At 67.0% G+C, this 21,383-nt stretch carries 19 protein-coding genes and 1 pseudogene; 8 read left to right on the forward strand and 12 right to left on the reverse strand.

The window, feature by feature from the left end; genetic code table 11:
* The first annotated feature begins 68 nt into the window (after positions 1–68).
* The 3 genes from MXC11_RS01310 to MXC11_RS01320 all read left to right on the forward strand — a co-directional run bounded on the left by MXC11_RS01310 (position 69) and on the right by MXC11_RS01320 (position 4,503).
* Positions 69–1,043, forward strand: coding sequence for a TAXI family TRAP transporter solute-binding subunit (locus MXC11_RS01310; RefSeq protein WP_250004145.1), 975 nt, complete (start codon positions 69–71; stop codon positions 1,041–1,043).
* Between the two features lie 102 nt (positions 1,044–1,145).
* Positions 1,146–3,713: a TRAP transporter permease gene (locus MXC11_RS01315; RefSeq protein WP_250004147.1), complete on the forward strand. Its 2,568-nt coding sequence runs from the start codon at positions 1,146–1,148 to the stop codon at positions 3,711–3,713.
* 100 nt (positions 3,714–3,813) lie between these two features.
* Positions 3,814–4,503: a cytochrome b/b6 domain-containing protein gene (locus MXC11_RS01320; RefSeq protein ID WP_250004149.1), complete on the forward strand. Its 690-nt coding sequence runs from the start codon at positions 3,814–3,816 to the stop codon at positions 4,501–4,503.
* Between the two features lie 80 nt (positions 4,504–4,583).
* Here MXC11_RS01320 and MXC11_RS01325 read toward each other — a convergent pair whose 3' ends face one another.
* From MXC11_RS01325 to MXC11_RS01340, 4 genes are all read right to left on the reverse strand, one after another.
* Complete coding sequence (locus tag MXC11_RS01325; protein ID WP_250004151.1) at positions 4,584–5,054, reverse strand: c-type cytochrome; 471 nt, start codon at positions 5,052–5,054, stop codon at positions 4,584–4,586.
* Between the two features lie 80 nt (positions 5,055–5,134).
* The gene (locus MXC11_RS01330; protein WP_250004153.1) at positions 5,135–5,551 is read right to left on the reverse strand and encodes a YeeE/YedE family protein; all 417 of its coding nucleotides are present in this window, start codon (positions 5,549–5,551) and stop codon (positions 5,135–5,137) included.
* Between the two features lie 4 nt (positions 5,552–5,555).
* Positions 5,556–5,990, reverse strand: a complete 435-nt coding sequence (locus MXC11_RS01335; protein ID WP_250004155.1) for a YeeE/YedE family protein — start codon at positions 5,988–5,990, stop codon at positions 5,556–5,558.
* Complete coding sequence (locus MXC11_RS01340; protein ID WP_250004157.1) at positions 5,987–6,307, reverse strand: ArsR/SmtB family transcription factor; 321 nt, start codon at positions 6,305–6,307, stop codon at positions 5,987–5,989. The genes MXC11_RS01335 and MXC11_RS01340 overlap by 4 nt, the downstream gene beginning before the upstream one ends.
* A 312-nt stretch (positions 6,308–6,619) precedes the next feature.
* Here MXC11_RS01340 and MXC11_RS01345 point away from each other — a divergent pair, with 312 nt between their 5' ends.
* The 4 genes and pseudogenes from MXC11_RS01345 to MXC11_RS01355 all read left to right on the forward strand — a co-directional run bounded on the left by MXC11_RS01345 (position 6,620) and on the right by MXC11_RS01355 (position 10,837).
* The gene (locus MXC11_RS01345; RefSeq protein ID WP_250004167.1) at positions 6,620–8,116 is read left to right on the forward strand and encodes an acetyl-CoA hydrolase/transferase family protein; all 1,497 of its coding nucleotides are present in this window, start codon (positions 6,620–6,622) and stop codon (positions 8,114–8,116) included.
* Positions 8,117–8,376: 260 nt separating this feature from the next.
* Positions 8,377–8,748: pseudogene (locus tag MXC11_RS12225) on the forward strand (PAS domain-containing protein); the annotation flags it as partial.
* Positions 8,749–8,757: 9 nt separating this feature from the next.
* Complete coding sequence (locus MXC11_RS12230) at positions 8,758–9,516, forward strand: methyl-accepting chemotaxis protein (RefSeq protein ID WP_462938089.1); 759 nt, start codon at positions 8,758–8,760, stop codon at positions 9,514–9,516.
* A 1-nt stretch (position 9,517) separates the two neighbouring features.
* Complete coding sequence (locus tag MXC11_RS01355; RefSeq protein ID WP_250004169.1) at positions 9,518–10,837, forward strand: chemotaxis protein CheW; 1,320 nt, start codon at positions 9,518–9,520, stop codon at positions 10,835–10,837.
* Here MXC11_RS01355 and MXC11_RS01360 read toward each other — a convergent pair whose 3' ends face one another.
* The 8 genes from MXC11_RS01360 to MXC11_RS01395 all read right to left on the reverse strand — a co-directional run bounded on the left by MXC11_RS01360 (position 10,838) and on the right by MXC11_RS01395 (position 20,515).
* Complete coding sequence (locus tag MXC11_RS01360; RefSeq protein WP_250004171.1) at positions 10,838–12,073, reverse strand: HD-GYP domain-containing protein; 1,236 nt, start codon at positions 12,071–12,073, stop codon at positions 10,838–10,840. It lies immediately after the preceding gene.
* Positions 12,074–12,190: 117 nt separating this feature from the next.
* Complete coding sequence (locus MXC11_RS01365; protein WP_250004173.1) at positions 12,191–12,961, reverse strand: FRG domain-containing protein; 771 nt, start codon at positions 12,959–12,961, stop codon at positions 12,191–12,193.
* 105 nt (positions 12,962–13,066) lie between these two features.
* Positions 13,067–14,899 carry a sulfatase-like hydrolase/transferase gene (locus tag MXC11_RS01370; protein WP_250004175.1) on the reverse strand — a complete coding sequence of 611 codons (1,833 nt, stop codon included), beginning with the start codon at positions 14,897–14,899 and terminating at the stop codon, positions 13,067–13,069.
* Between the two features lie 108 nt (positions 14,900–15,007).
* Positions 15,008–15,415, reverse strand: coding sequence for a hypothetical protein (locus tag MXC11_RS01375; protein WP_250004177.1), 408 nt, complete (start codon positions 15,413–15,415; stop codon positions 15,008–15,010).
* Between the two features lie 71 nt (positions 15,416–15,486).
* Positions 15,487–16,878, reverse strand: a complete 1,392-nt coding sequence (locus MXC11_RS01380) for a glutamine synthetase family protein (protein ID WP_250004179.1) — start codon at positions 16,876–16,878, stop codon at positions 15,487–15,489.
* A gap of 117 nt (positions 16,879–16,995) precedes the next feature.
* Positions 16,996–18,390, reverse strand: a complete 1,395-nt coding sequence (locus MXC11_RS01385; RefSeq protein WP_250004181.1) for an aspartate aminotransferase family protein — start codon at positions 18,388–18,390, stop codon at positions 16,996–16,998.
* Between the two features lie 56 nt (positions 18,391–18,446).
* Positions 18,447–19,355 carry a D-hexose-6-phosphate mutarotase gene (locus MXC11_RS01390; RefSeq protein ID WP_250004183.1) on the reverse strand — a complete coding sequence of 303 codons (909 nt, stop codon included), beginning with the start codon at positions 19,353–19,355 and terminating at the stop codon, positions 18,447–18,449.
* Between the two features lie 110 nt (positions 19,356–19,465).
* Positions 19,466–20,515, reverse strand: coding sequence for an AI-2E family transporter (locus tag MXC11_RS01395; protein ID WP_250004185.1), 1,050 nt, complete (start codon positions 20,513–20,515; stop codon positions 19,466–19,468).
* Between the two features lie 151 nt (positions 20,516–20,666).
* Here MXC11_RS01395 and MXC11_RS01400 point away from each other — a divergent pair, with 151 nt between their 5' ends.
* Positions 20,667–21,380, forward strand: coding sequence for a carbonic anhydrase (locus MXC11_RS01400; protein ID WP_250004187.1), 714 nt, complete (start codon positions 20,667–20,669; stop codon positions 21,378–21,380).
* Positions 21,381–21,383: the final 3 nt, after the last annotated feature.

A 21,383-nucleotide genomic window follows, 5' to 3' on the forward strand; every position in this document is an offset into this window, starting at 1 on the left:
ACACTGCAAGGGCTCGCATCCCGCCGGGGTGCTGACGCGCTTCCATGACATGCAGAAGGACGTTCACCATGCAGAAAGGCAAATCGCTGATCCTGGCCCTGTCGGCCGCCCTGGCAGGTCTCTCGCTCACCGGCACCGCCCAGGCACAGGACAAGTTCGTCACCATCGGCACCGGCGGGCAGACCGGCGTCTATTACGTCGCCGGCCAGTCCATCTGCCGCTTCCTCAACCGCGGCAGCGCCGAGCACGGCATCAAGTGCAACGCCCCGGCCAGCGGTGGCGGCGTGGCCAACGTCAACGGCATCCGCAGTGGCGAGTTCAACTTCGGCATTATGCAGTCCGACCACCAGTACAAGGCCATGCAGGGCGAGGCACCGTTCCAAGCCGAAGGCGCGATGGAGGACATCCGCGCGGTGTTCTCCCTGCAGAGCGAGGTGTTCACCCTGCTCGCGCGCCGCGATGCGAAGATCGCCAGCCTGGATGATCTCAAGGGCAAGCGCGTCAACATCGGCAACCCCGGCTCCGGCCAGCGCGACACCCTCGATGAGATCATGCGCGTCAAGGGCTGGGACAAGTCGGTGTTCGCCCTGGCCTCCGAGCTCAAGCCGGCCGAGCAGGCCAGCGCGCTGGGTGACAACAACATCGATGCGATGACCTACTTCGTCGGCCATCCCAACGGCGCGATCCAGGAAGCCACCACCACCGTCGATGCCGTACTGGTGCCGGTGACCGGCGCCGAAATCGACAAGCTGCTGGCCGAGAAGAGCTACTACACCAAGGCCGAAATCCCCGGCGGCCTGTACAAGGGCAACGACACGCCGACCGTCTCGATCGGCGGCAAGGCGGTGCTGTCCACCAGCGCCAAGGCCGATCCGGAAGTGGTCTACCAGCTGGTCAAGTCGGTGTTCGACAACCTGGAGCGCTTCAAGCGTCTGCACCCGGCGTTTGCCGATCTCAAGGCCGAGGACATGATCAAGGTCGGCCTGTCGGCACCGCTGCATGAAGGTGCGGCGCGCTTCTACAAGGAAAAAGGCTGGCTGTAAGCCGCCACGGGGTCGCGCCGCACCGCGCTCCCCCGCGCGCCCGGGCCGGCGACAACCGCCCGGGCGCCTTTTTGCGTTCACAGAATCGACAAGGCGATCGCCATGAATGACAAACACTTCAGCGCCGAAGAACTGATCGCCCGGGATGTTGGCGGTCGCCTGCCCCACGGCCTCACGGCCCAAGCGATTGCTGCCCTGGCGCTGCTCTGGTCGCTGTTCCAGCTGTGGATCGCCTCGCCGCTGCCGTTCGTGTTCGGCGTCGGGGTATTCAACGACACCGAAACCCGCGCCATTCACCTGGCCTTCGCCCTGCTGCTGGCCTATCTGGTCTATCCAGCCTTTCGCCGCTCGCCGCGCGACCGGGTGCCGCTGGGCGATCTGGGGCTGGGGCTGCTGGCTTGCGCCACCGCCGCTTACCTGTTCATCGCCTACGAGCAACTGGCCCAGCGCCCCGGCAGCCTGACCAGCCTGGACCTGGTGACCGCCTGCCTTGGCATCCCGCTGCTGCTGGAGGCCGCGCGCCGCGCGCTGGGTCCAGCGCTGGCGGTGATCGCCCTGGTGTTTTTGATCTACAGCGTGGCCGGCCCGTGGATGCCGGGCCTGCTGGCGCACCGTGGGGTCAGCCTCAACGCGCTGGCCAACCACCAGTGGATCACCACCGAGGGGGTGTTCGGCATCGCCCTTGGGGTCTCCACCAGCTTCGTGTTCCTGTTCGTGCTGTTTGGAGCGCTGCTCGAGCGCGCCGGCGCTGGTCACTACTTCATCCAGCTGGCCTTCAGCCTGCTCGGTCACTACCGTGGCGGGCCGGCCAAGGCCGCCGTTGTCGCCTCGGGGATGACCGGACTGATCAGCGGCTCCTCAATCGCCAACACCGTGACCACCGGCACCTTCACCATCCCGATGATGAAGCGCAGCGGCTTCTCCGCCGAGAAGGCCGGCGCGGTCGAGGTGGCTGCCTCGGTCAACGGGCAGATCATGCCGCCGGTGATGGGCGCAGCGGCGTTTCTGATGGTCGAGTACGTTGGCCTGCCGTATGTGGAGATCATCAAGCACGCCTTCCTGCCGGCGGCGATCTCCTACATCGCCCTGCTCTACATCGTGCATCTTGAAGCCCTCAAGCTCGGCCTGCAGCCGCTGCCGGGGCGGGCTCCCAAGCCCTGGCTGCGCCGCCTGACCGGCCTGGCCTTTGGCGCGGCGCTGATCAGCGGCCTGTCGCTGGCGGTCTACTACGGCCTTGGCTGGCTCAAGCCGGCGCTCGGCGAATACGCCCTGCCCGGCATCAGCCTGTTGCTGGCCGCGGTGTATCTGGCGCTGCTCAAGGTCGCCGCCAGTCACCCGCCACTGGCCGCCGAGGACGCCAACGCCCTGCAGACCCTGCCCGAAACCCGTGCCGTGCTGCTGTCCGGCCTGCATTTTCTGCTGCCGGTGGTGGTGCTGGTCTGGTGCCTGATGATCGAGCGCCTGTCACCGGGGCTGTCGGCCTTCTGGGGGTCGATGATGCTGGTGGTCATCCTGCTCACCCAGCGCCCGCTGCTCAGCTGGCTGCGCGGTGACGGCGGCAAGACCCACGGCCGCTTCGTCGATGGCTGCATCGACCTGCGCGAGGGGCTGATCGCCGGGGCGCGCAACATGATCGGCATCGGCATCGCCACCGCGACCGCCGGGGTGATTGTCGGTGCGGTCTCGCAGACCGGGGTCGGTCTGGTGCTGGCCGATCTGGTCGAGCTGCTGTCGATGGGCAATCTGCTGCTGATGCTGCTGCTCACCGCGGTCTTCAGCCTGATCCTTGGCATGGGCCTGCCGACCACCGCCAACTACATCGTGGTCTCCAGCCTGCTGGCGCCGGTGATCGTCACCCTCGGTCAGCAGAATGGGCTGATCGTGCCGCTGATCGCCGTGCACCTGTTCGTCTTCTACTTCGGGATCATGGCCGACGTCACCCCGCCGGTCGGGCTGGCCTCGTTTGCCGCCGCGGCTGTGTCCAAGGGCAGTCCGATCAAGACCGGGCTGGTGGCGTTCTTCTACAGCCTGCGCACCGCGGCCCTGCCGTTCCTGTTCATCTTCAACACTGACCTGCTGCTGATCGACGTCAGCCCGGCCCACGGGGTGCTGATCTTTATCGTCGCCACCCTGGCGATGCTGATCTTTGCCGCCGGCACCCAGGGCTTTTTGCGGATGAAAAATCGCTGGTACGAAAGCCTGCTGCTGCTGCTGGTCGCCTTCAGCCTGTTCCGCCCGGGGTTCTGGATGGACCTGCTGCACGATCCCTACCGCGAGGTGGCACCGGCCGAGCTGGCCCGCGCGCTGGGCGATGTCGAGGCCGACAGCAGCCTGCGCCTGCGGATCCAGGGCGAGGATGCAGTGGGTAATCCGCGGATCTTCACCGTGCTGCTGCCGGTGCCGGAGGGCGAGAGCGGTGAAGAACGCCTGACCCGGCTGGGTATCGAGCTGCTGCAGGAGGGCGAGCGCACGCTGATCGATCAGGTCGGCTTTGGCAGCCCGGCGGCAGAGCTGGGCCTTGAGTTCGATCAGCAGATCCTCAGCGTCAGCGCCCCGACCGAGCGCTGGCTCAAGGAACTGATGTGGTTGCCGGCACTGGCCGTGTTCGCGCTGGTCTGGCTGCTGCAGGGACGGCGGCGCAACGCGCCAGCCCGCCCCGCCACCGCCTGAAACGCGCCGCGCCTGTGACACCCTGTGACCACGGGTCGCTACAGGTGCGGCCGCTCAGCCGCTACCCTGTGCCGGGTTTGAACCTTGCAAGGACTGTGCAATGACGACTCGCTCGATTCGCGTCTGGGATCTGCCCACACGCCTGTTCCACTGGCTGCTGGCGCTGAGTGTCAGCGCGGCGCTGCTGACCGGCTGGCTGGGCGGCAACTGGATGGTCTGGCATGGCCGCCTCGGCGTGCTGATTGCAGGCCTGCTGGCTTTTCGGCTCGCCTGGGGCGTGCTGGGCTCCACCTATGCCCGCTTCAGCGGCCTGCTGCACCTGCCGGTGACTCTGCCCGCCTACCTGCGCGGCCAGTGGCAGGGTGCCGGCCACAACCCGCTCGGCTGGCTGTCGGTGCTGGCCATGCTCGGCATGCTGAGTTTTCAGGTGCTGAGCGGGCTGGTCGCCAATGACGACATCGCCTTCACCGGTCCGCTGCAGCGGCTGGTAGACAGCGACACCAGCAGCCGCCTGACCGGCCTGCACCGTCAGGCGATGTGGCTGGTGATCGGCCTGATCGGCCTGCATCTGGCCGCCCTGCTGTTCTACCGCCTGCGCGGTGAGCGGCTGGTCGGCGCCATGCTGCACGGGCGGCGCGATGACCTGCCGGCGAACACCCCCGAGGCGCGCGGCGGGCGCTGGCCGGCCCTGCTGCTGGCCCTGCTGATCGGCGCGGCGGCGCTATGGGGGGCGAGCGGTCAATGGATTCCGGCTCCCCCTCCTCCACCGGCCAGTACCCCGGCCTGGTAAAGCAAAAAGGGCGATCCAGAGGATCGCCCTTTTTTGTCGGTGGGGATGGTTGGCGACACGGATTGCGCCGCCGGCCGCCCTCACTCCATGCGGTACTTGTCGTGGCAGCCCTTGCAGCTCTGACCGACCTGGCCGAAGGCCTTGGCGATCGCGTCCTTGTCGCCCTCAGCGGCCACCTTGGCCAGGTTGTTGGCCGCCTGGTTGAAGGCAATGGCCACTTCCTTGACGCCTTCAGCATCGCTGAAGAACTCCGGCTTGACGCGGGTCTTCTGGTTGCCGACCGACTTCTCGGTGCCCGGCCCGTAGAGCGCGCCCATGCCGGAGTTGGCGATCGCCGCGATGGTGTTGGCAGCGGCCACGACCTGCTGCTGGTCATAGGCCACGCTACCGTCGATGACCTGCGCCTTGAGCTTGCCCATGTTCCAGGCCATGTAGCTGTAGCCGGCCTTGCGGTACTTGATCTGGTCTTCAGGGCTGACCTGCGCCATTGCCATACCGGCGGCACCGGCCATCAGCAGACCTGCGGTGCAGGCCATCAGTTTCTTGATCATCAGGTATCTCTCCTTCCTTGCTATGAACGAGCAAACGGCCGGCACAGGCCGACCGCGCTCCAGACTAGCCGCTCGCCGTTTCAGGCGCGACGACTTTCATACCAGCGATACAGCCCCATGCCGGCCAGCATGGCCAGCACAAACGGCACAATGCTCAGATTGCCGCTGGCCAGCACCACCACCCCCGGCCCCGGGCAGATCCCGGCCAGCCCCCAGCCGATACCAAACAGCAGGCTGCCGACGATCAGGGCGCGGTCCGGCTCACGCTTGGTGGGCAATTGCATCGGGCAGCCGATCAGCGACTGCTGGCGCCGCTTGGCCAGCGTGAACGGCACGATGGCCGCAGCAATCCCGCCGCCCATCACAAAGGCCAGCGACGGATCCCAGTTGCCGGCCAGATCCAGGAAGGCCAACACCTTGGCCGGATCGGCCATCCCGGCCAGCAGCAGGCCGACGCCAAACAACAGGCCGGCCACCAACGCAGACAGATGATTCATGGCCTCAGGCTCCGATCAGGTGACGCACAACGAACACGGTGGCAAAGCCGGTCGCCATGAAGGACAGGGTGGCGAACAGCGAGCGCGGTGACAGCCGCGACAGGCCGCAGATGCCGTGGCCGCTGGTGCAGCCGGCGCCCATCCGCGCGCCGAAACCGACCAGCAGCCCGGCGATGATCAGCCCGAGCGGGCCGACCTGCATCTCGACCTGCGGCAGCTCGGCAAACAGCAGCCACAGCGCCGGCGCCAGCAGGATGCCGACGATGAACAGCAGGCTGTCGAGCCGGCCGCTGGCCTTGGGATTGAGCAGGCTGCCCAAGAGCCCGCTGATCCCGGCGATGCGGCCGTTGAACAGCACGAAGATGCCCGTGGCCAGCCCGATCAACAGGCCTCCGGCCAGCGCACTCCAGGGCGTGAAATTGGCCCAGTCGATGGTCATGTGTCCTCCTTGGGACAGAACAGGTGATAAAGGGTACCGATGACGGCCAGCGCCTCGGGATCGCTGATCTGATAGTGAATCTGCTTGCCATCGCGGCGCGTGCTGACCAGCGCCTCACGGCGCAGCACTGCCAGCTGTTGGGACAGGGTTGGCTGCAGGATGCCCAGCGTCGCCTGCAGCTCACCGACCGAGCGCTCGCCGCCCGCCAACTGACAGAGCAGCAGCAGGCGATCCGGATTGCCCAGTACCCGCAGCAACTGGGCAGCCCGCTCGGCCGAGGCTTGTAGACGGGGCAAATCGAGGGAAAGCTCCGACATGGCACCTCCGGATAAGCAACTTCGACAATTTATAGCTCGATAATATATCAGTCAATAAACTGTTCATCCGGCAGGCGCAAAGGCGCGTGCCAGAGCGGTTGCAGCCCACCACCCCTGCCGCAGCCACCGGCCTTGCGCTTCTGCGGCAGATGGCCGGTCACGCCGCCAGCCCGCCAGCCTCTCCACCTGCGCCTGCGCCCTATGTAGAATCGGCCGGCTTCCCAAGCCTTTGGTCTTACAGGCTTGGTACTTACGAATCCCTAGACTGCGGGTCTTGTGTCCGCCCCCACGCCGTAAACAAAGGAACCGTTCATGTACTCTGATCGTATCCGTCTGCAGTCCCTGACCGACAAGATCACCACCGCCGAAGAAGCGGCCAAGCTGGTCAAGAACGGCAACACCGTTGGCATGAGCGGCTTCACCCGCGCCGGTGAAGCCAAGAAGCTGCCGATCGCGCTGTCCGAGCGCGCCCGTCAGGAAGAACTGAAGATCACCCTGATCACCGGTGCCAGCCTTGGCAACGACATGGACAAGCTGATGGCCGAATCCGGCCTGCTGGCCCGCCGCATGCCGTTCCAGTCCGACGCCGGCCTGCGCAAGGCGATCAACAGCGGCGAAGTGATGTTCATCGACCAGCACCTCTCCGACACCGCCGAGCAGCTGCGTGCCGGCAGCCTGCCGAAGGTCGACGTGGCGATCATCGAAGCCTGCGCCATCACCGAGAACGGCGGCATCGTGCCGACCACCTCCGTGGGCAACTCGGCCAGCTTCGCCGAAGCCGACGTGGTCATCGTCGAACTGAACCTGGCCCACCCGGCCGCCCTGGAAGGCCTGCACGACATCTACCTGCCGGCCAAGCGCCCGGGCCGCGGCCCGATCCCGCTGATCAACGGCCAGGATCGTATCGGCACCCCGTACATTCCCTGCGACCCGGCGAAGATCGCCGCCATCGTCATCACCGACCAGGAAGACTCCTACTCCGCGGTGCTGCCGTCGGACGACGAGACCCAGGCCATCGCCGACCACCTGATCGCCTTCCTGGAGAAGGAAGTCGAGTGCGGCAACCTGACCCCCAGCCTGCTGCCGCTGCAGGCCGGCGTCGGCACCATCGCCAACGCCGTGATGAGCGGCCTGCTGAAGTCCAACTTCACCGGCATGACCATGTACTCCGAGGTGCTGCAGGACTCCACCTTCGAACTGTTCGACGCCGGCAAGCTGGCCGCCGCCTCCGGCTGCTCCTTCACCCTGTCCGAGCGCATGTGCCACCACGTGATGGCCAACCTCGACAAGTACAAGGACAAGCTGGTGCTGCGCCCGCAGGAAATCTCCAACCACCCGGAGATCGTCCGCCGCATCGGCATCATCGGCATCAACACTGCCCTTGAGTTCGACATGTACGGCAACGTCAACTCGACCCACGTCAACGGCACCCACATGATGAACGGCCTCGGCGGCTCGGGTGACTTCACCCGTAACGCCCACCTGGCCATCTTCGTCACCAAGTCGATTGCCAAGGGTGGTGCCATCTCCTCCGCCGTGCCGATGATCCCGCACGTCGACCACAACGAGCACGATGTCGACATCATCGTCACCGAGCAGGGTCTGGCTGACCTGCGCGGCCTGGCCCCGCGCGAGCGCGCCCAGGTGATCATCGACAACTGCGTGCACCCGGACTTCCGCCCGGCCATGCAGGACTACTTCGACCGCGCCTGCGCCACCGTCGGCGGCCAGACCCCGCACATCCTCAGCGAGGCCTTCTCCTGGCACATCAACATGCAGCAGACTGGCCACATGCTGGGCAAGAAGTGATCGTCTGAGCGCTTCCCTGCTGTAACGCACTGCGCCGCCTTCGGGCGGCGCAGTCGTTTTCATCACATCGCCACAAAAATCCTGTACAGAATTTGAAAATTGTACAAATCGAGCAAGACTCCACCGTAGAAACAGGCTCTGCTGCCGCACCTCACGACCGTATCGGCGCAGCGCCGCCCGCTCTATTACCGGCCCAGCAATCCGGCGTATCACCTGAGGATGCCCCCATGCACAGCATTGCCGAAAGCCGCTCCCCCGCCATGCCCCCACTGACCAGCGTCGCGACCGAACAATCCGGCCTGCTGGCCGCTCTCGACCGGGTGCAGGCCATCATCACCTTCGACCTCAACGGTCGCGTGCTGCACGCCAACCAGAATTTTCTCGACACCTTCGGCTACCGCCCCGAGGAGGTGATCGGCCAGCACCACCGCATGTTCTGCGACCCGGCCTACACCCGCTCGCCGGAATACCTGACCTTCTGGGAGCACCTGGCCCAGGGCGAATTTAACGCCGGCGAGTTCCGCCGCATCGGCCGTCAGGGTCAGGACATCTGGATCCAGGCGTCCTACAACCCGGTGTTTGACAGCGAGGGCCGGGTGCAGAAGATCGTCAAGTTCGCCACCGACATCACCGAGCGGCGCCTGCAGAGCGCCGAGGCGGCCAGCAAGCTCGAGGCCATCTCCCGCTCCCAGGCGGTGATCGAGTTCGACCTGCAGGGCAACATCATCGCCGCCAACAGCAACTTCCTGCGCACCATGGGCTATACCCGCGAAGACAAGGTGGTCAAGTTCGCCATGGACATCACCGAACAGGTGCAGCGCGAGCAGCAGATCAGCGACAAGGTGGCGGCCATTTCCGCGGTGCTGGAGGAGCTGAGCACCTCGATCGATCACATCTCCAGCCGCGCCCAGCAATCGAGCAGTCTCGCCGCCCAGACCCGCCGCGAGGCCCAGAACGGCACCCGCCTGCTCGGCCAGTCCCGCGAGGCGATCCTCGAAATCCAGAAGGCCTCGCGCGGCGTGCATGAAATCCTCGACAGCATCACCGAGATCGCCAGCCAGACCAACCTGTTGGCCTTCAATGCTGCCATCGAAGCGGCGCGCGCCGGTGAGTACGGCCTGGGCTTTTCGGTGGTGGCCGAGGAAGTGCGCAAGCTGGCGGAAAAATCCGCGCATGCCGCCCGCGAGATCGTCAAGCTGATCAACGAAACCATCCTCCTGGTCGGCGAGGGCTCGCAGCTGTCCGAACAGGTCGAGCGTGCCTTCAGTCAGATCGGCAGTTCGGTCCACACCACCAGCGACTCGATCGCCCAGATCCACCAGGCGACCACCGAGCAGGCCGAAGCCACCCGCCACGTTGCGGCGCTGCTGGCCGAACTGCAGCGCTCGGCGGAGCACTGAGATGACCGTCCGGCTCCCCCTCGATGCCCCGGCCGGCAACACCCTGCTGGCGCGGGTCCGCCTTGGCTCGCTGCCGGTCGGCATCGACATTACCCATGTGCGTCAGGTAATTGCCTGGCCGGAGGCCATCAGCCGTTTGCCGCGCCGTCACGATGAGGTGCTCGGGGTCTTCATGCACCGCAATCAGGTGCTGCCACTGGTCGATCTCTGCCACTGGCTGGGCGAGCCGGCCCGCGAGCGGGCGCCCGAGCAGGCACTGATCCTCAGTGATCAAGGCCGCGCCCTGGCGCTGGCTATCGACGCGCTGCAGGACGTGCAACGCATCCCGCAGGCGTGGGTCGAGCGCATCCATCACGATCAGGATGCCGAGGGTTTCTTCCACAGCGTGGCGCGTCTGGATCATGAGCGCACCCTGCTCAGCCTGCTCGATCCGCAGAGCCTGATGCAGCGCGCCCACACCTGGGCCGGAGAATTACCGGCCAGCCTGGATCCCGCCACACTCATGCCCCCCGGCAGCACCCTGCCGGCGCAGGCGCTGTGTGCGGTGGCTGGGCTGTGTCTGGCCATTCCGGCAGCCGAGGTCGGCGAAGTGCTGTGGATGCCGCCCCTGCAGGCACTGCCCGGGCAGGATACCGGCCTGCTGGGCATGGCCCGCTGGCGCGGGCGCGACCTGCCGGTGCTCGACAGCCTGTACCTGCTGGACACACCAGCGCTCTTTGCACGCTTTGCCCTGAGCGGCATGGCGCGAATGAGCCCGGCGCCCGCCCTGCCCGACGAGCCCCAAACCCCGCGCTCTGGTGAGGCCACCACGCCCACAACGACTGACGATCCGGCCCGCTGCGCTGCGCGCCCGGGTGATGAAGCCTATCTGGTGTTCCGCGCTGGTAACGAGTGGGCCTTGCCGATGCGCAGCATCAAGGAAGTCTGCCCGCTGCCCAGCGCCCTGCTCCCGGCACCGGCTGGCAGCACGGGGTTGAGCGGACTGCTCGAGTGGCGCGGACGGATGGTGCCGGTGCTGGATCTGCGCACGCCAGCCGCCGCCAGTACCACGGCGGCCTCACCCACCGCGCCCACGCCGGAAAGTACCGAGGAGCAGCGCCTGATGGTGGTGCAGCGCGGCGAGCACCTGGCCGGTCTGCTGGTCGATGCGGTCACCGCACTGCTGCCGACCCGCCACAACACCCACACCCGCGGGCAGCTGGGTGGCCAGCCGTTCCATATGATCACCTGCGGCCAGGGTGAGCAGCGCCGCAGCTACCGGGTCTTCGAGCTGGGCGCGCTGGCCCTGCTGGACGACGGCGCAGGCCTCACCGCCAGCTGATCAGGCCGGCGCCTCACCCCGTTGCGCCTCGCAGATCAGCTCATCCAGATGGGCCTGCAGGGTGTCACCGATCAGCGCCTCGATGCGCCCCTCGGCCTGCAGCTCGGCCATGAAGGTACTGACCGCCTCGCGCGACAGGCCGCGCCGGTACGGGCGGTGCTGCACCATCGCCTGGAAGATGTCCGCCACCCGCAGGATGCGCGCCGGCAGCGGCAGTTCGCGCCCGTCCAGACCAAACGGGTAACCGCGCCCGCCGGGCTCCTCGTGGTGCGCGGCGGCCCAGAGGGTGATGTCCTCGAAGCCGCGGATGCCACCGAGGATCTGCCGGGTCTCGAAGCTGTGGGTGTTCATGCTCAGGCGCTCGTACTCATCCAGCCGCCCCGGCTTGTCGAGAATGTCATCGGGGATGCGCAGCTTGCCCAGATCATGCAGCAGCCCGGCGATCTCCAGCTGCTCGCACTGCTCGGGGTCCACGTTCAGGTATTCGGCCAGCCGGCGCGCCACCCGCGCCACCCCCCGTGAATGGGTGTAGGTGAACGGGCTCTTGGCATCGACGATATGGGCGAACATTTCCGCCAGCTGACGCAGCTCGGCGTTGCTGGCATGCAGCGGCGCCCCTTGGGCCAGCATGTTCTGCAGGTAGCTGGCCAGCGCCCGTGGCTCAAGCATCAGCCAGAAGGCTTCATGGGCCGAGGCCTGCAGGAAGGCCTCGACCAGCTGCGGGGCAAAGTAGCTGCCACTGCGCTGGCGAATCTCGTTCTGAATCATCGCCCGCTGCTGCAGCACGGTACCGGCGGCGTAATAGGGCGCCGCCAGCGCATCCACCCGATCGACCAGAAGAATCAGGTTGGCCGGAATCGCTACCTCATCGGCCACCCCCTCGGCCTGCAGCACCTCCCAGCGGGTGTGGTGATAGCGCACCGGCAGCGCCATGCGCGCCAGCGGGGCGAAGTCGCGCAGCAGCTGATAACCGATCTCGGCATGCTCCTGGGAGCCGGCCCAGTCGAACTCGCCGACCAGATGCTGATGCACTCGGGTGCTGGAGACGCCGATGTCATGCAGCACCCCCAGATCGAACAGAAACAGCACCTCGTACCCGGACAATCCCAGCACCCGGCCACATTCGGCGGCCATCACCCCGACGCGCTTGCCGTGGGCAACATCATCGACGCCCACCAGATCAAGGGCGTCGGACAGGGCGTAGATGACCTGGCGCAGGTCGGCGTCGATGCTCATGGCGATACTCCCGGTGGGCTGCACCGGACCCAGCGCGGCGCAGCAGATTGGCCTGATGACGACTTTCAGACTAGCCGGATTGCCGCCACCGCGCAGCCTGGCGGCCACGCAGCGGACTCAGTCCGGCAGATGATGGCCCAGCTCGAACTGCATGTTGGCATAGTTGCAGGCGCCGCTGAGGTCCGGGAACAGCGTCAGGTGGTTGATGTTCATCTGCTCCAGACCTTGCAGCACATGAATCCGCTCGGCATTGGGCAGATAGATCTTGCGCAGCACCGCCTGCCCGCTACCGGCAAAGGCGCTGGCGATCAGGCTCTCCAGCTCCTCCCCCGACTCGGAATAGGAGAACAGGCCGTTCTGGCCGAGCACCCGGGCGTTCTCGTCGGAGTTGGGCGTATAGAAGCGTACGGTGCGCGCCAGCGCCGGGCACTGCTCCACCTCGCGCTTGTTCAGCGAGACGATCAGCCGCTTGCGGGTATCGTCCTTGCCGGCATTGGCAAAGGCGAAGAAGGCCGCCGTGTACGGCGAATGGGTCCAGTCCAGCAGCGGGGTGAGCAGGTCAAAATGCTGGCCCAGCGCCCACCACTCCAGCGGCTCATCGTACTGCGGCGGATTGGCGCCGCGCTTACCGCGGATCGCCATCTTGAAACGGTTGAGCTGCGCCTGGCGCAGCTCAGCGGTCCGGCGCTTGTCCTCGATCTTGCGATCGATGGTCGATTCCAGCCGGTAGTAATCCTTGCGATGACCCCGGTGCACCCAGCCGCCGCCGGGGGAGAAGGTTTCCTGGATGTAATCGATGAAGTAGTTCCACTTGCGGATATGGATCTCTTCGATGCCGTCCCTGACCTTTCCGGCTTTCCAGCGAGGTTGCGCGCCCTTGTCCACCATTATTCCCGTATACCCGTGCAGTGATGACGGCCATCGTGCGGCCGGATTAAGGCCCTCATCATGCGCCAAGCCCGGCATGGCTGCCAGCGATGCCGGGCTTGGGGGTCAATGCGCCAGGAACCGGCGCAAGGTCGCCATCTGCGCCTGGACGCGCGGCAGCTTGAGCGCCAGCCAGGTATCGCGATCCAGTGGGGTGCGATCATCGGCGTGGGTCAGTTCCAGGGCCGAGAAGCTGCCGCTGCTGAACGGCAGCACCAGCTTGCTCTGCTCACCGAGAAACGCCAGACGGTCCCAGTCGCCGGCCAGCAGCAGACGATCCGTGCTCGGCTCGAACAGGCTCTGGCCGATTGCGTAATCATGGGACGGGTTGCGCACGCCCAGCAGCGGCAGCAGGGTCGGCAGCAGATCGGCGTGGCTGGTGCGCAGCGTCTCCTGATGGGCGGCGCGGCCCGGTACCCAGAGCACCAGCGGCACGCGCAGCTGGGCATCGACGAAGCTCGAATTGTGCCCCCAGCGGCCATGTTCCATGAACTCTTCGCCATGATCGCCGGTGATCACCACCAGGGTGTTCTCCAGCAGCCCCTCGCGCTCCAGGTAGTCGGTCACCCGGGCCAGCTGGCTGTCCAGATGGTGCACGGCATTCAGGTAGCGCTTGCGGATGCCTTCGATATCGCGGGCCAAGTCCATCCGCGCATAGCTGAATTCGCGCAGGTAATCCGGCTCGATCACCGATTCGGGCGGGAAGTTGTAGTCGGCATGCGGCGATTCGAAGAACAGGAAGCTCATGAACGGGCGCGCCGGATCACGCTGCTCGATGAACTGCAGCAGCCGGTCGACATTGCGCCGATCACGCGCCCAGGTCACGCCCTCGCTGTCCTCGATGCGCTGCTCAGGCGGCACATTGACGAACAGGGTCTTGTCGAACTCCGGGTAGCTGAAGCGTGCGCTGGTGAACAGGCGCAGCTGGTATGCCTGGCGCTGCAGCACCTCGATCAGCGGGCTGCCGACCCGAGCGTCGAGCACCGGGAACCACAGGTTGGCCGGCAGGCCGTAGAACTGGCTGAACATGCCAATCCGCGTGCCGTTGCCGCCGGAGAAGTGGTTGACGAAGTGCTGGGCACGTCCGGCAAAGGCGTGGGTCTGTGGCATGACCTGGGGATTCAGGCTGTCGGCCCGCCAGGACTCGGCGACCAGCCAGACGATGTTCAGTGGCTTGTCCGGCGCCTCGAGGCGCAGCGGAGCCTGCGGATAGCGCAGCTGCCCCTCAAGACGGGTGCCAGCGATCTCCAGACGCTGCGGGCGCTCCAGCCCGAAACGCTGTTCCAACACCCGGCGCAGGGTCAGCGGCTGGTAGAAGGGCATGCGCTGGGCGGTTTCCAGCAGCGGGCTGTAGCCGTAGAAGTGGCTCAGGCCGTAACTGAGGCGCTCGCCCAAGGTCGCCACCAGCAGCAGCGGCACCACCCACAGCCAGCGCGGCGCCGGCATGCCCCAGGCCGCCAGCCGCGATGCCAGCCAGCGCAGGGCACCCTGCAGGGCCAGCATCGCCAGCACCAGCACCGCCACATCACGCTCGGTGGCGGCCGATGCGCCCAGCGCCTCGATGCCACCGGCGGTGGTCAGGATGTTCCAGACAAAACCGTTGAAGTGAAAGCCATACAGCTGCCAGATCATCCGGTCACCCAGCAGCAAGAGTTGCAGCAGCGCGACCAGCAGTACCGAGGCCAGCACCCCGGCGCGGGTAGAGAATCGGTCGAGCAGACGACTCAGCAGCCAGGCCGGCGCCAGGAACAGCAGGGCGTAGGTGCCGGTCAGCACGCCCTGATAGAGCAGCAGCCAGGAGGGCGGCGCTGGGGAGATGAACAGGCTCAGGTGGATGGCGACCGCCAGCCAGGACAGCAGCCAGTAGAGGGCGTCGGTGCGCCGGACGGTGATGGACATCGGTGGGTTTCCTCGGACAAGGGCATCTGTCGCCACAACCGAGTCATCCTGCGGAGCGCGCCTTAACCGATCCTTAAGCCAACCTTAGGTGCCGATGCCGCCGCCGACTCACTCCTCGGCCGCCAGCACCTTCCACTGGCTGGTGCCCAGCGGAATCGGGCAGTCGGGATGTCCGGCGTTGCGCACCGCCTGCCAGGTACGCGCATTCAGCACGTTGCTGGGTGGCGTCCACAGCACCGGGCCGCAGGGGCCCATGTACAGGGTGGTCGCCGGCATCAGCGGGAAGGCGGCGCGGGTCAGCTGGTCGCTACGCAGATCCGCCGACACATAGCGCCGCTTGCCGTCGGCCACCACATGGGCCTCGAAGGTGCGTCGCTCAAGGCCCGGCACCTGAATCACCCGGATATAACGGCCATCGGCGCTCGGCACCGTCGTCGGATCGCCCGCCTGCGGGCATCCGGTCAGCAGCGCCACCAGCAGCAGGGGGCTGCCGCGTAGCAGCATGGTCATCGACATCAGCACGCTCCCTGAACCCATCACCTTTAAAGCCTAATCGATTGCCCGGCCCGCTGCAGAGCGGTTGCGCCTCAGGCGTGGCCTAAGTACCAGCGCCAGTCCTGCTCGCCGACTTCGGCCATGAACTGACGATACTCCTCCTGCTTGATCGCAAGGTAGATGCGCTGGAAGTCCTCGCCCAGCGCCTCGCGCGCCCAGCTTGAGGCCTGCAGGCCACGCAAGGCGCTCAGCCAGTCGGTGGGCAGCACCTCGCGGGCCTGGGCATAGCCGTTGCCCTCGATCGGTGCGCCGGGGTCGAGCTCCTCGCGCAGGCCGCGATGCAGGCCAGCCAGCAGCAGCGCAGCGGCCAGATACGGGTTGGCATCCGCGCCGCAGATCCGGTGCTCGATGTGCCGGCTGGCCGCCGGCCCGCCCGGTACCCGCAACGACACGGTGCGGTTGTTCACGCCCCAGCTTCTGGCCAGCGGCGCGTAGCTGTTGGCCTGAAAGCGGCGGAACGAGTTGGCGTTGGGGCAGAACACCGCCAGCCCCTCCTCAAGGGTGGCCAGCAGGCCACCGATGGCCTGGCGCAGCCGCGCCGCAGCGCCCGAAGGCGGCGCGCCGAGCAGCTCATCCACCTCGCTGGCGAACAGGTTGTGACCCTGCGCATCGGCCAGACTGACATGCATGTGCAAGCCGCTGCCGGCCAGCTCGCCAAACGGCTTGGCCATGAAGCAGGCCTGATAGCCATGCCGCTGGGCCACGCCGCGCACCAGCCGCTTGTAGCGTACCGCCTCATCCATCGCCTGCAGGGCATCCGCGCGGTGCTCGAGGGTGATTTCCACCTGCCCCGGCGCGTACTCGGAAATCGCCGTGCGCGCCGGCAGGCCCTGCGCGGCGCAGGCGGCATAGAGGTCGTCGAGGAACGGCGCCAGCTGCTCCAGCTCAAGCACCCCGTAGACCTGCGGCGCCTGCGGACGCAGGCCATTGGCCTGACGGGCCGGCTGTGGCCGGCCCTCGGCGTCGCGTGCCTGGTCGAGCAGGTAGAACTCCAGCTCGGCGGCCATCACCGGGTGGTAGCCGTCAGCCTTGAGCCGCTCGACCTGCCGGGCCAGCACATGGCGCGGATCGGCGATGCTGGCCGGCAGGCCCAGCTGCGGGTGCATGGACACCTGCAGCTGGGCGGTCGGCGTGGCCCGCCAGGTCTGCAGGCGGAGGCTGCCGGGCAGCGGGAAGGCCCGGCAGTCGGCGTCGGCCACGTCCCAGACCAGCCCGGTGGCATCGACATCCTCGCCACGGATGGTCAGGCCGAGGATGCTGCTCGGCAGCGGCCGCCCCTCGCGGTAGACGGCGCGCAGCTCCTCGCGGCGCAGCAGCTTGCCGCGCGGCACGCCGCAGGGGTCGATGATGAACAGCTCGAAGCTCTGCACCCCGGGATGGGCGGCGAGGAAGGCATCGGCTTCCTGGAGATCGGCAAAATGCATGGGGGGAATCCTGTAGGCATGAACCCTGAAGGTTGCCACGCTCCGGCGTGGCGATCCGGCCAGCAGACGATCAGCTCACGGCCCGGGTGCGATGCCGGAAGGATACAGGGCCACGGCTCAGGCCTCCCGCGCACCGGGAAGCGCCAGCAGTTCGACCAGCGCGGCGTCGAGGGTGGCGATCAGCCGGTCGACATCGGCCTCGCGGGTGTCCGGGCAGCACAGGGTCATGTTGTGGAACGGGGTGATCAGGATGCCGCGATTGATCAGGTAGAGGTGCAGGGTCATCTGCAGGCTGTCGTGGAAAGCCGCCTCGGCCTCGGCACCGGTACGCGGCGGCACGGCGCAGAACTGGAATTCGCAGCGCGCACCCAGCTCAGTCACCGACCAGGGCAGGGCGTGGCGGGCCAGCAGGGCGCGCAGCCCGGCGGCCAGCTGCGCGGCCAGCGCCAGCATGTGCGCGTAGGCGTCCGGGCTCATCAGCTGCTCGAGGCTGGCGCGCAGGCAGTGCATGGCCAGGGCATTGGCCGACAGGGTGGTGCCCATGCCGCTGTGCCCGTGGCCGTGGCTCAGCTCGCTAGCGTGCTGGCGGGCCAGCTGCATGGCCTGGGCCATCGCCGCGCTGCAGCCGTACACCGCACAGGGCACCCCGCCGGCAATCGCCTTGCCGACGGTGAGAAAGTCCGGTTCCAGCCCCCAGGCCTGCGTGCAGCCGCCGGGGCCGGTGGAGAGGGTGTGGGTCTCGTCGATGATCAGCAGGGTGCCGTAGCGACGGGTCAGCTCACGCACCGCAGCCATGAAGCCCGGCTCCGGCAGCACCATGCCGATGTTGGTCATCACCGGCTCGCACAGCAGCGCCGCCACATCGCCGCTCGCCAGCGCCGCCTCCAGGGCGGCCAGATCGTTGAAGGGCACCGCGCGGCTGGTCTTGGCCAGATTGCGCGCCTGACCAAGCAGGCCGGGGCGGTGTACGGTGCGTCCCGCGCGCCAGCGCACCATGGCGTCATCGACGGTGCCGTGGTAGCAGCCATCGAACACCAGCAGCGTCTTGCGCCCGGTGATCGCCCGTGCCCAGCGCAGCACGAAGCGGTTGGCATCGGTGGCGGTGGTCGCCACCTGCCAGTAGGGCAGGCCGAAGCGCGCGGCGAGCAGCTCGCCGCAGACCACCGCATCCTCGCCGGGCAGCATGCTGGTCAGGCCGTTGCCGGCCTGCTCGCGCAGCGCCTGGGCGATGGGCGCCGGCGAGTGGCCGAACATGCTGCCGGTATCGCCGAGGCAGAAATCGACATATTCGTGGCCATCGACATCGAAGAAACGCGCCCCTTCGGCGCGCTCGACGAACAGCGGCACCGGGGTCGACCAGTCGCTCATCCAGTGCATCGGCACGCCGCCGAACAGCGCGTGGCGGGCCCGCTCGGCGAGCGCCACGCAGCGTGGGTGATGATCGAGAAAGCGCTGCCGCTCGCGGGTCGCGAACAGCTGCACGGCGGCTTCGGCAATACCACTGGAGGTCATGGCAGGGCACCTGGCGGGGAGATGCCGAGCATCTTCAGGGCGGCTGTCGGGCGGCGTCAATCCTCGTCCAGCGGGGTGCTCCACAGGCACAGATCCAAGCAGCTATGCGCGCCAGCCGCAAGCTCAATGCAGTCATCCCAGACGTTGGCGGTTTCGATGCAGAGCATGCGCTGCCAGGCATCGTCGGCAAATTGCGACAGCCGCTGCGCCTTGTCGATCCACGGATTCCACACCACAGCGCTGCGCGAGCGCTGGCTGGCCAGGTGCAGGCGGCGGCGCCAGCCAGGGTCACGCAGGCTGAGCTGCGCCGGCAGGTCCAGGTACAGGCGATCGGTCTCACCGCTGAAGGTCAGCGCGCCAGACTGGCGCCGCTCGCACCAGCCCTCGAGGGTCTCGATGTAGCGGCAGCCGTCGAGCACCTCGACCGCGACCTGGCGGATGTCACTGACGGCAAAGTAGCTGTGCAGCGCCTGGCTGATCCACACCGGCCGCGTCCCGGTATTGTGGCTGTGCAGGGCGATGGACAGCCGTGCGCCCAAGCGAATCTCCAGCGCCACCTCGACCGCCTGCGGCCAGCCGGGCAGGCCATCCTCTGGTTGTGGACAGCTCAGGCGCAGGCAGACTTCATCAGCCTCGATCCGCTGCTCGCTGCACCGCCACGGAAGGTTGCGCACCAGACCATGAAACGGCGCCGCCTCGCCGCGGTACTGGGCCAGCAGCGCCGCCGGATTGCGCGCCAGATCACCGAACCACGGCCAGCACACCGGCACCCCGCCGCGCACCGACTGGCCGCGCTCGCCGCGGGCCTGCTCGCTGAGCCAGATCAGCGGCGGCTCGCCGTGACGCTGATAGCGGAGAATCTGCGCACCCTGCTCGGCGACCAGCAGCTCGGCACCGGGCACCTGCAGGCGCCAGCAGGGCAGGTCATCAAAATCAACACGGCTGATCAGGCAATCGGTGGTCACGCTCGGGCTCCGCAGTCAAAGGGCCGGCATTATCGACAGCCAAGCCGCCCAGGTGCCAGCCGGATCGGCTGCACCGTCAGCACCGGGCGATATAGACGACGGCCAGCGCCTCAGGGCTGGAGGCTGTTCACCCATTCACGCCAGATCGCCACCAGCATCGCCATCAGCACCGGGCCGATGAACAGCCCGATGAGGCCCATGGTCATCACCCCGCCGATCAGGCCAAAAAAGGTCGGCAGAAACGGTAGACGAATCGGCCCGCCCACCAGCCGTGGACGGATGGTCTTGTCGACGATGAACAGCTCGATCGAGCCCCACAGAAACAGCCCGACGCCCGCCGTCACCTCACCGGTCGCCACCAGATAGGCGGACGCCATGCTGAAGGCCAGCGGCGCGCCCCCGGGGATCAGCGCCATGAACCCCGTCAACAAGCCAAGTGCCACGGGCGAGGGCAGGTTGACCACCCAGTACGCCAACCCCAGCACCACCCCCTCGCCGATCGCCACCAGCAGCATGCCGGTGACCGTGGAACTCACCGTCGCCGGGACGATTCTCGACAGACGCCCCCAGCGCTCGCCCATCAGCGCATGGCCCGCCCGGTCGAGCTGGCAGACGATCTGGCTGCCGTCCTTGTAGACGAAGAACAGCGTGATCAGCATGAAGACCAGCATCAGGAGCGAGTGGAAGGTGGCCCCGCCCAAATCACGCAGCCAGCGATAGAGGCTGCCAAGCTGCTCCCCGCTGGCAAGCCGGACCAGCTCCCCCAGCGCGCCGGGATGGGCCAGGTGCTTCTCCCAGTACGGCGCGACAAACGGGCCAATCCCCGGGGCGCTGCCCAGCCAGTCCGGCAGGGCAGCGCCCTCGCGGTTGGCCTCGATCAGCCACTCCGCCCACTGGCGAACCTCCGCCACGGCAAACACGAAGGCGATCAGCAGCGGGATGATCAGCGTCAGCGTCACGGCGAGAATCGCCAGGGTCGCGGAAAGAGTTTCCCGGCCCTGCAGGCGCGTTTTCAGGTAGGCATAGAGCGGCCAGGTCGCAAACCCGATGATCAGGGCCGCAAGGCTAGGCACCAGAAAATGCCGGAAGAAAAAGCCGGCGAGTAGCAGCAGCAAGAGCAGCAAGGCCTTGGGGACAAGCCCTTCAATTCGATCAGTCAACGGGGTGGTTCTCCCAGAGCGGCTATGACGGTGGCGGCAGTCCATCGACGCGAGCGCGTATTGAGGCGATAGTGGCGCACTGAGTGCATCTGAACACCTTAGCGCGGGGTTCGAAAAGCCCGCGCCCCATCACCGCCCCACGGAGGCCATCGTGCAGAAGATTCAGCAGGACCCCAGCATCCTTTCCAGCGCCGACGAAGCGCTGGGCAGCATCGTCGAAGGCTTCAAGCGTTTTCGCCGTGAAGTCTTCCCCGAGCAGGAGGAGCTGTTCAAGAAGCTGGCCACCGCGCAGAACCCGCGCGCCATGTTCATCACCTGCGCCGACTCGCGCATCGTGCCCGAGCTGATCACCCAGAGCTCGCCGGGCGACCTGTTCGTCACCCGCAACGTCGGCAACGTGGTGCCGCCTTATGGGCAGATGAACGGCGGCGTGTCCACTGCGATCGAATACGCGGTCGCCGCGCTCGGCGTGCGGCACATCATCATCTGCGGCCACTCCGACTGCGGGGCGATGAAGGCGGTGCTCAACCCGCAGTCGCTGGAAAGCATGCCGACGGTGAAAAGCTGGCTGCGCCACGCCGAAGTGGCGCGCACCGTGGTCGAGCAGAACTTCGCCGGCTGCGACTGCGGCCAGGAGCATCTGGCGCTGCTCACCGAGGAGAACGTGGTAGCCCAGCTCAACCACCTGCTCACCCACCCCTCGGTGGCGGCGCGGGTGGCCAGCGGCCAGCTGTTCATCCACGGCTGGGTGTACAACATCGAGACCAGCGCGATCATCGCCTATGACGCGGCCAGTGGCCGCTTCCTGCCGCTCGATGGCGAGGTGGTGCCGATGGCCACCCCGCGCTCGCGCTTCGACGCCTGAGCC

This window comes from Pseudomonas eutrophicaquae, from assembly GCF_023544715.1.
GTDB lineage: Bacteria > Pseudomonadota > Gammaproteobacteria > Pseudomonadales > Pseudomonadaceae > Geopseudomonas.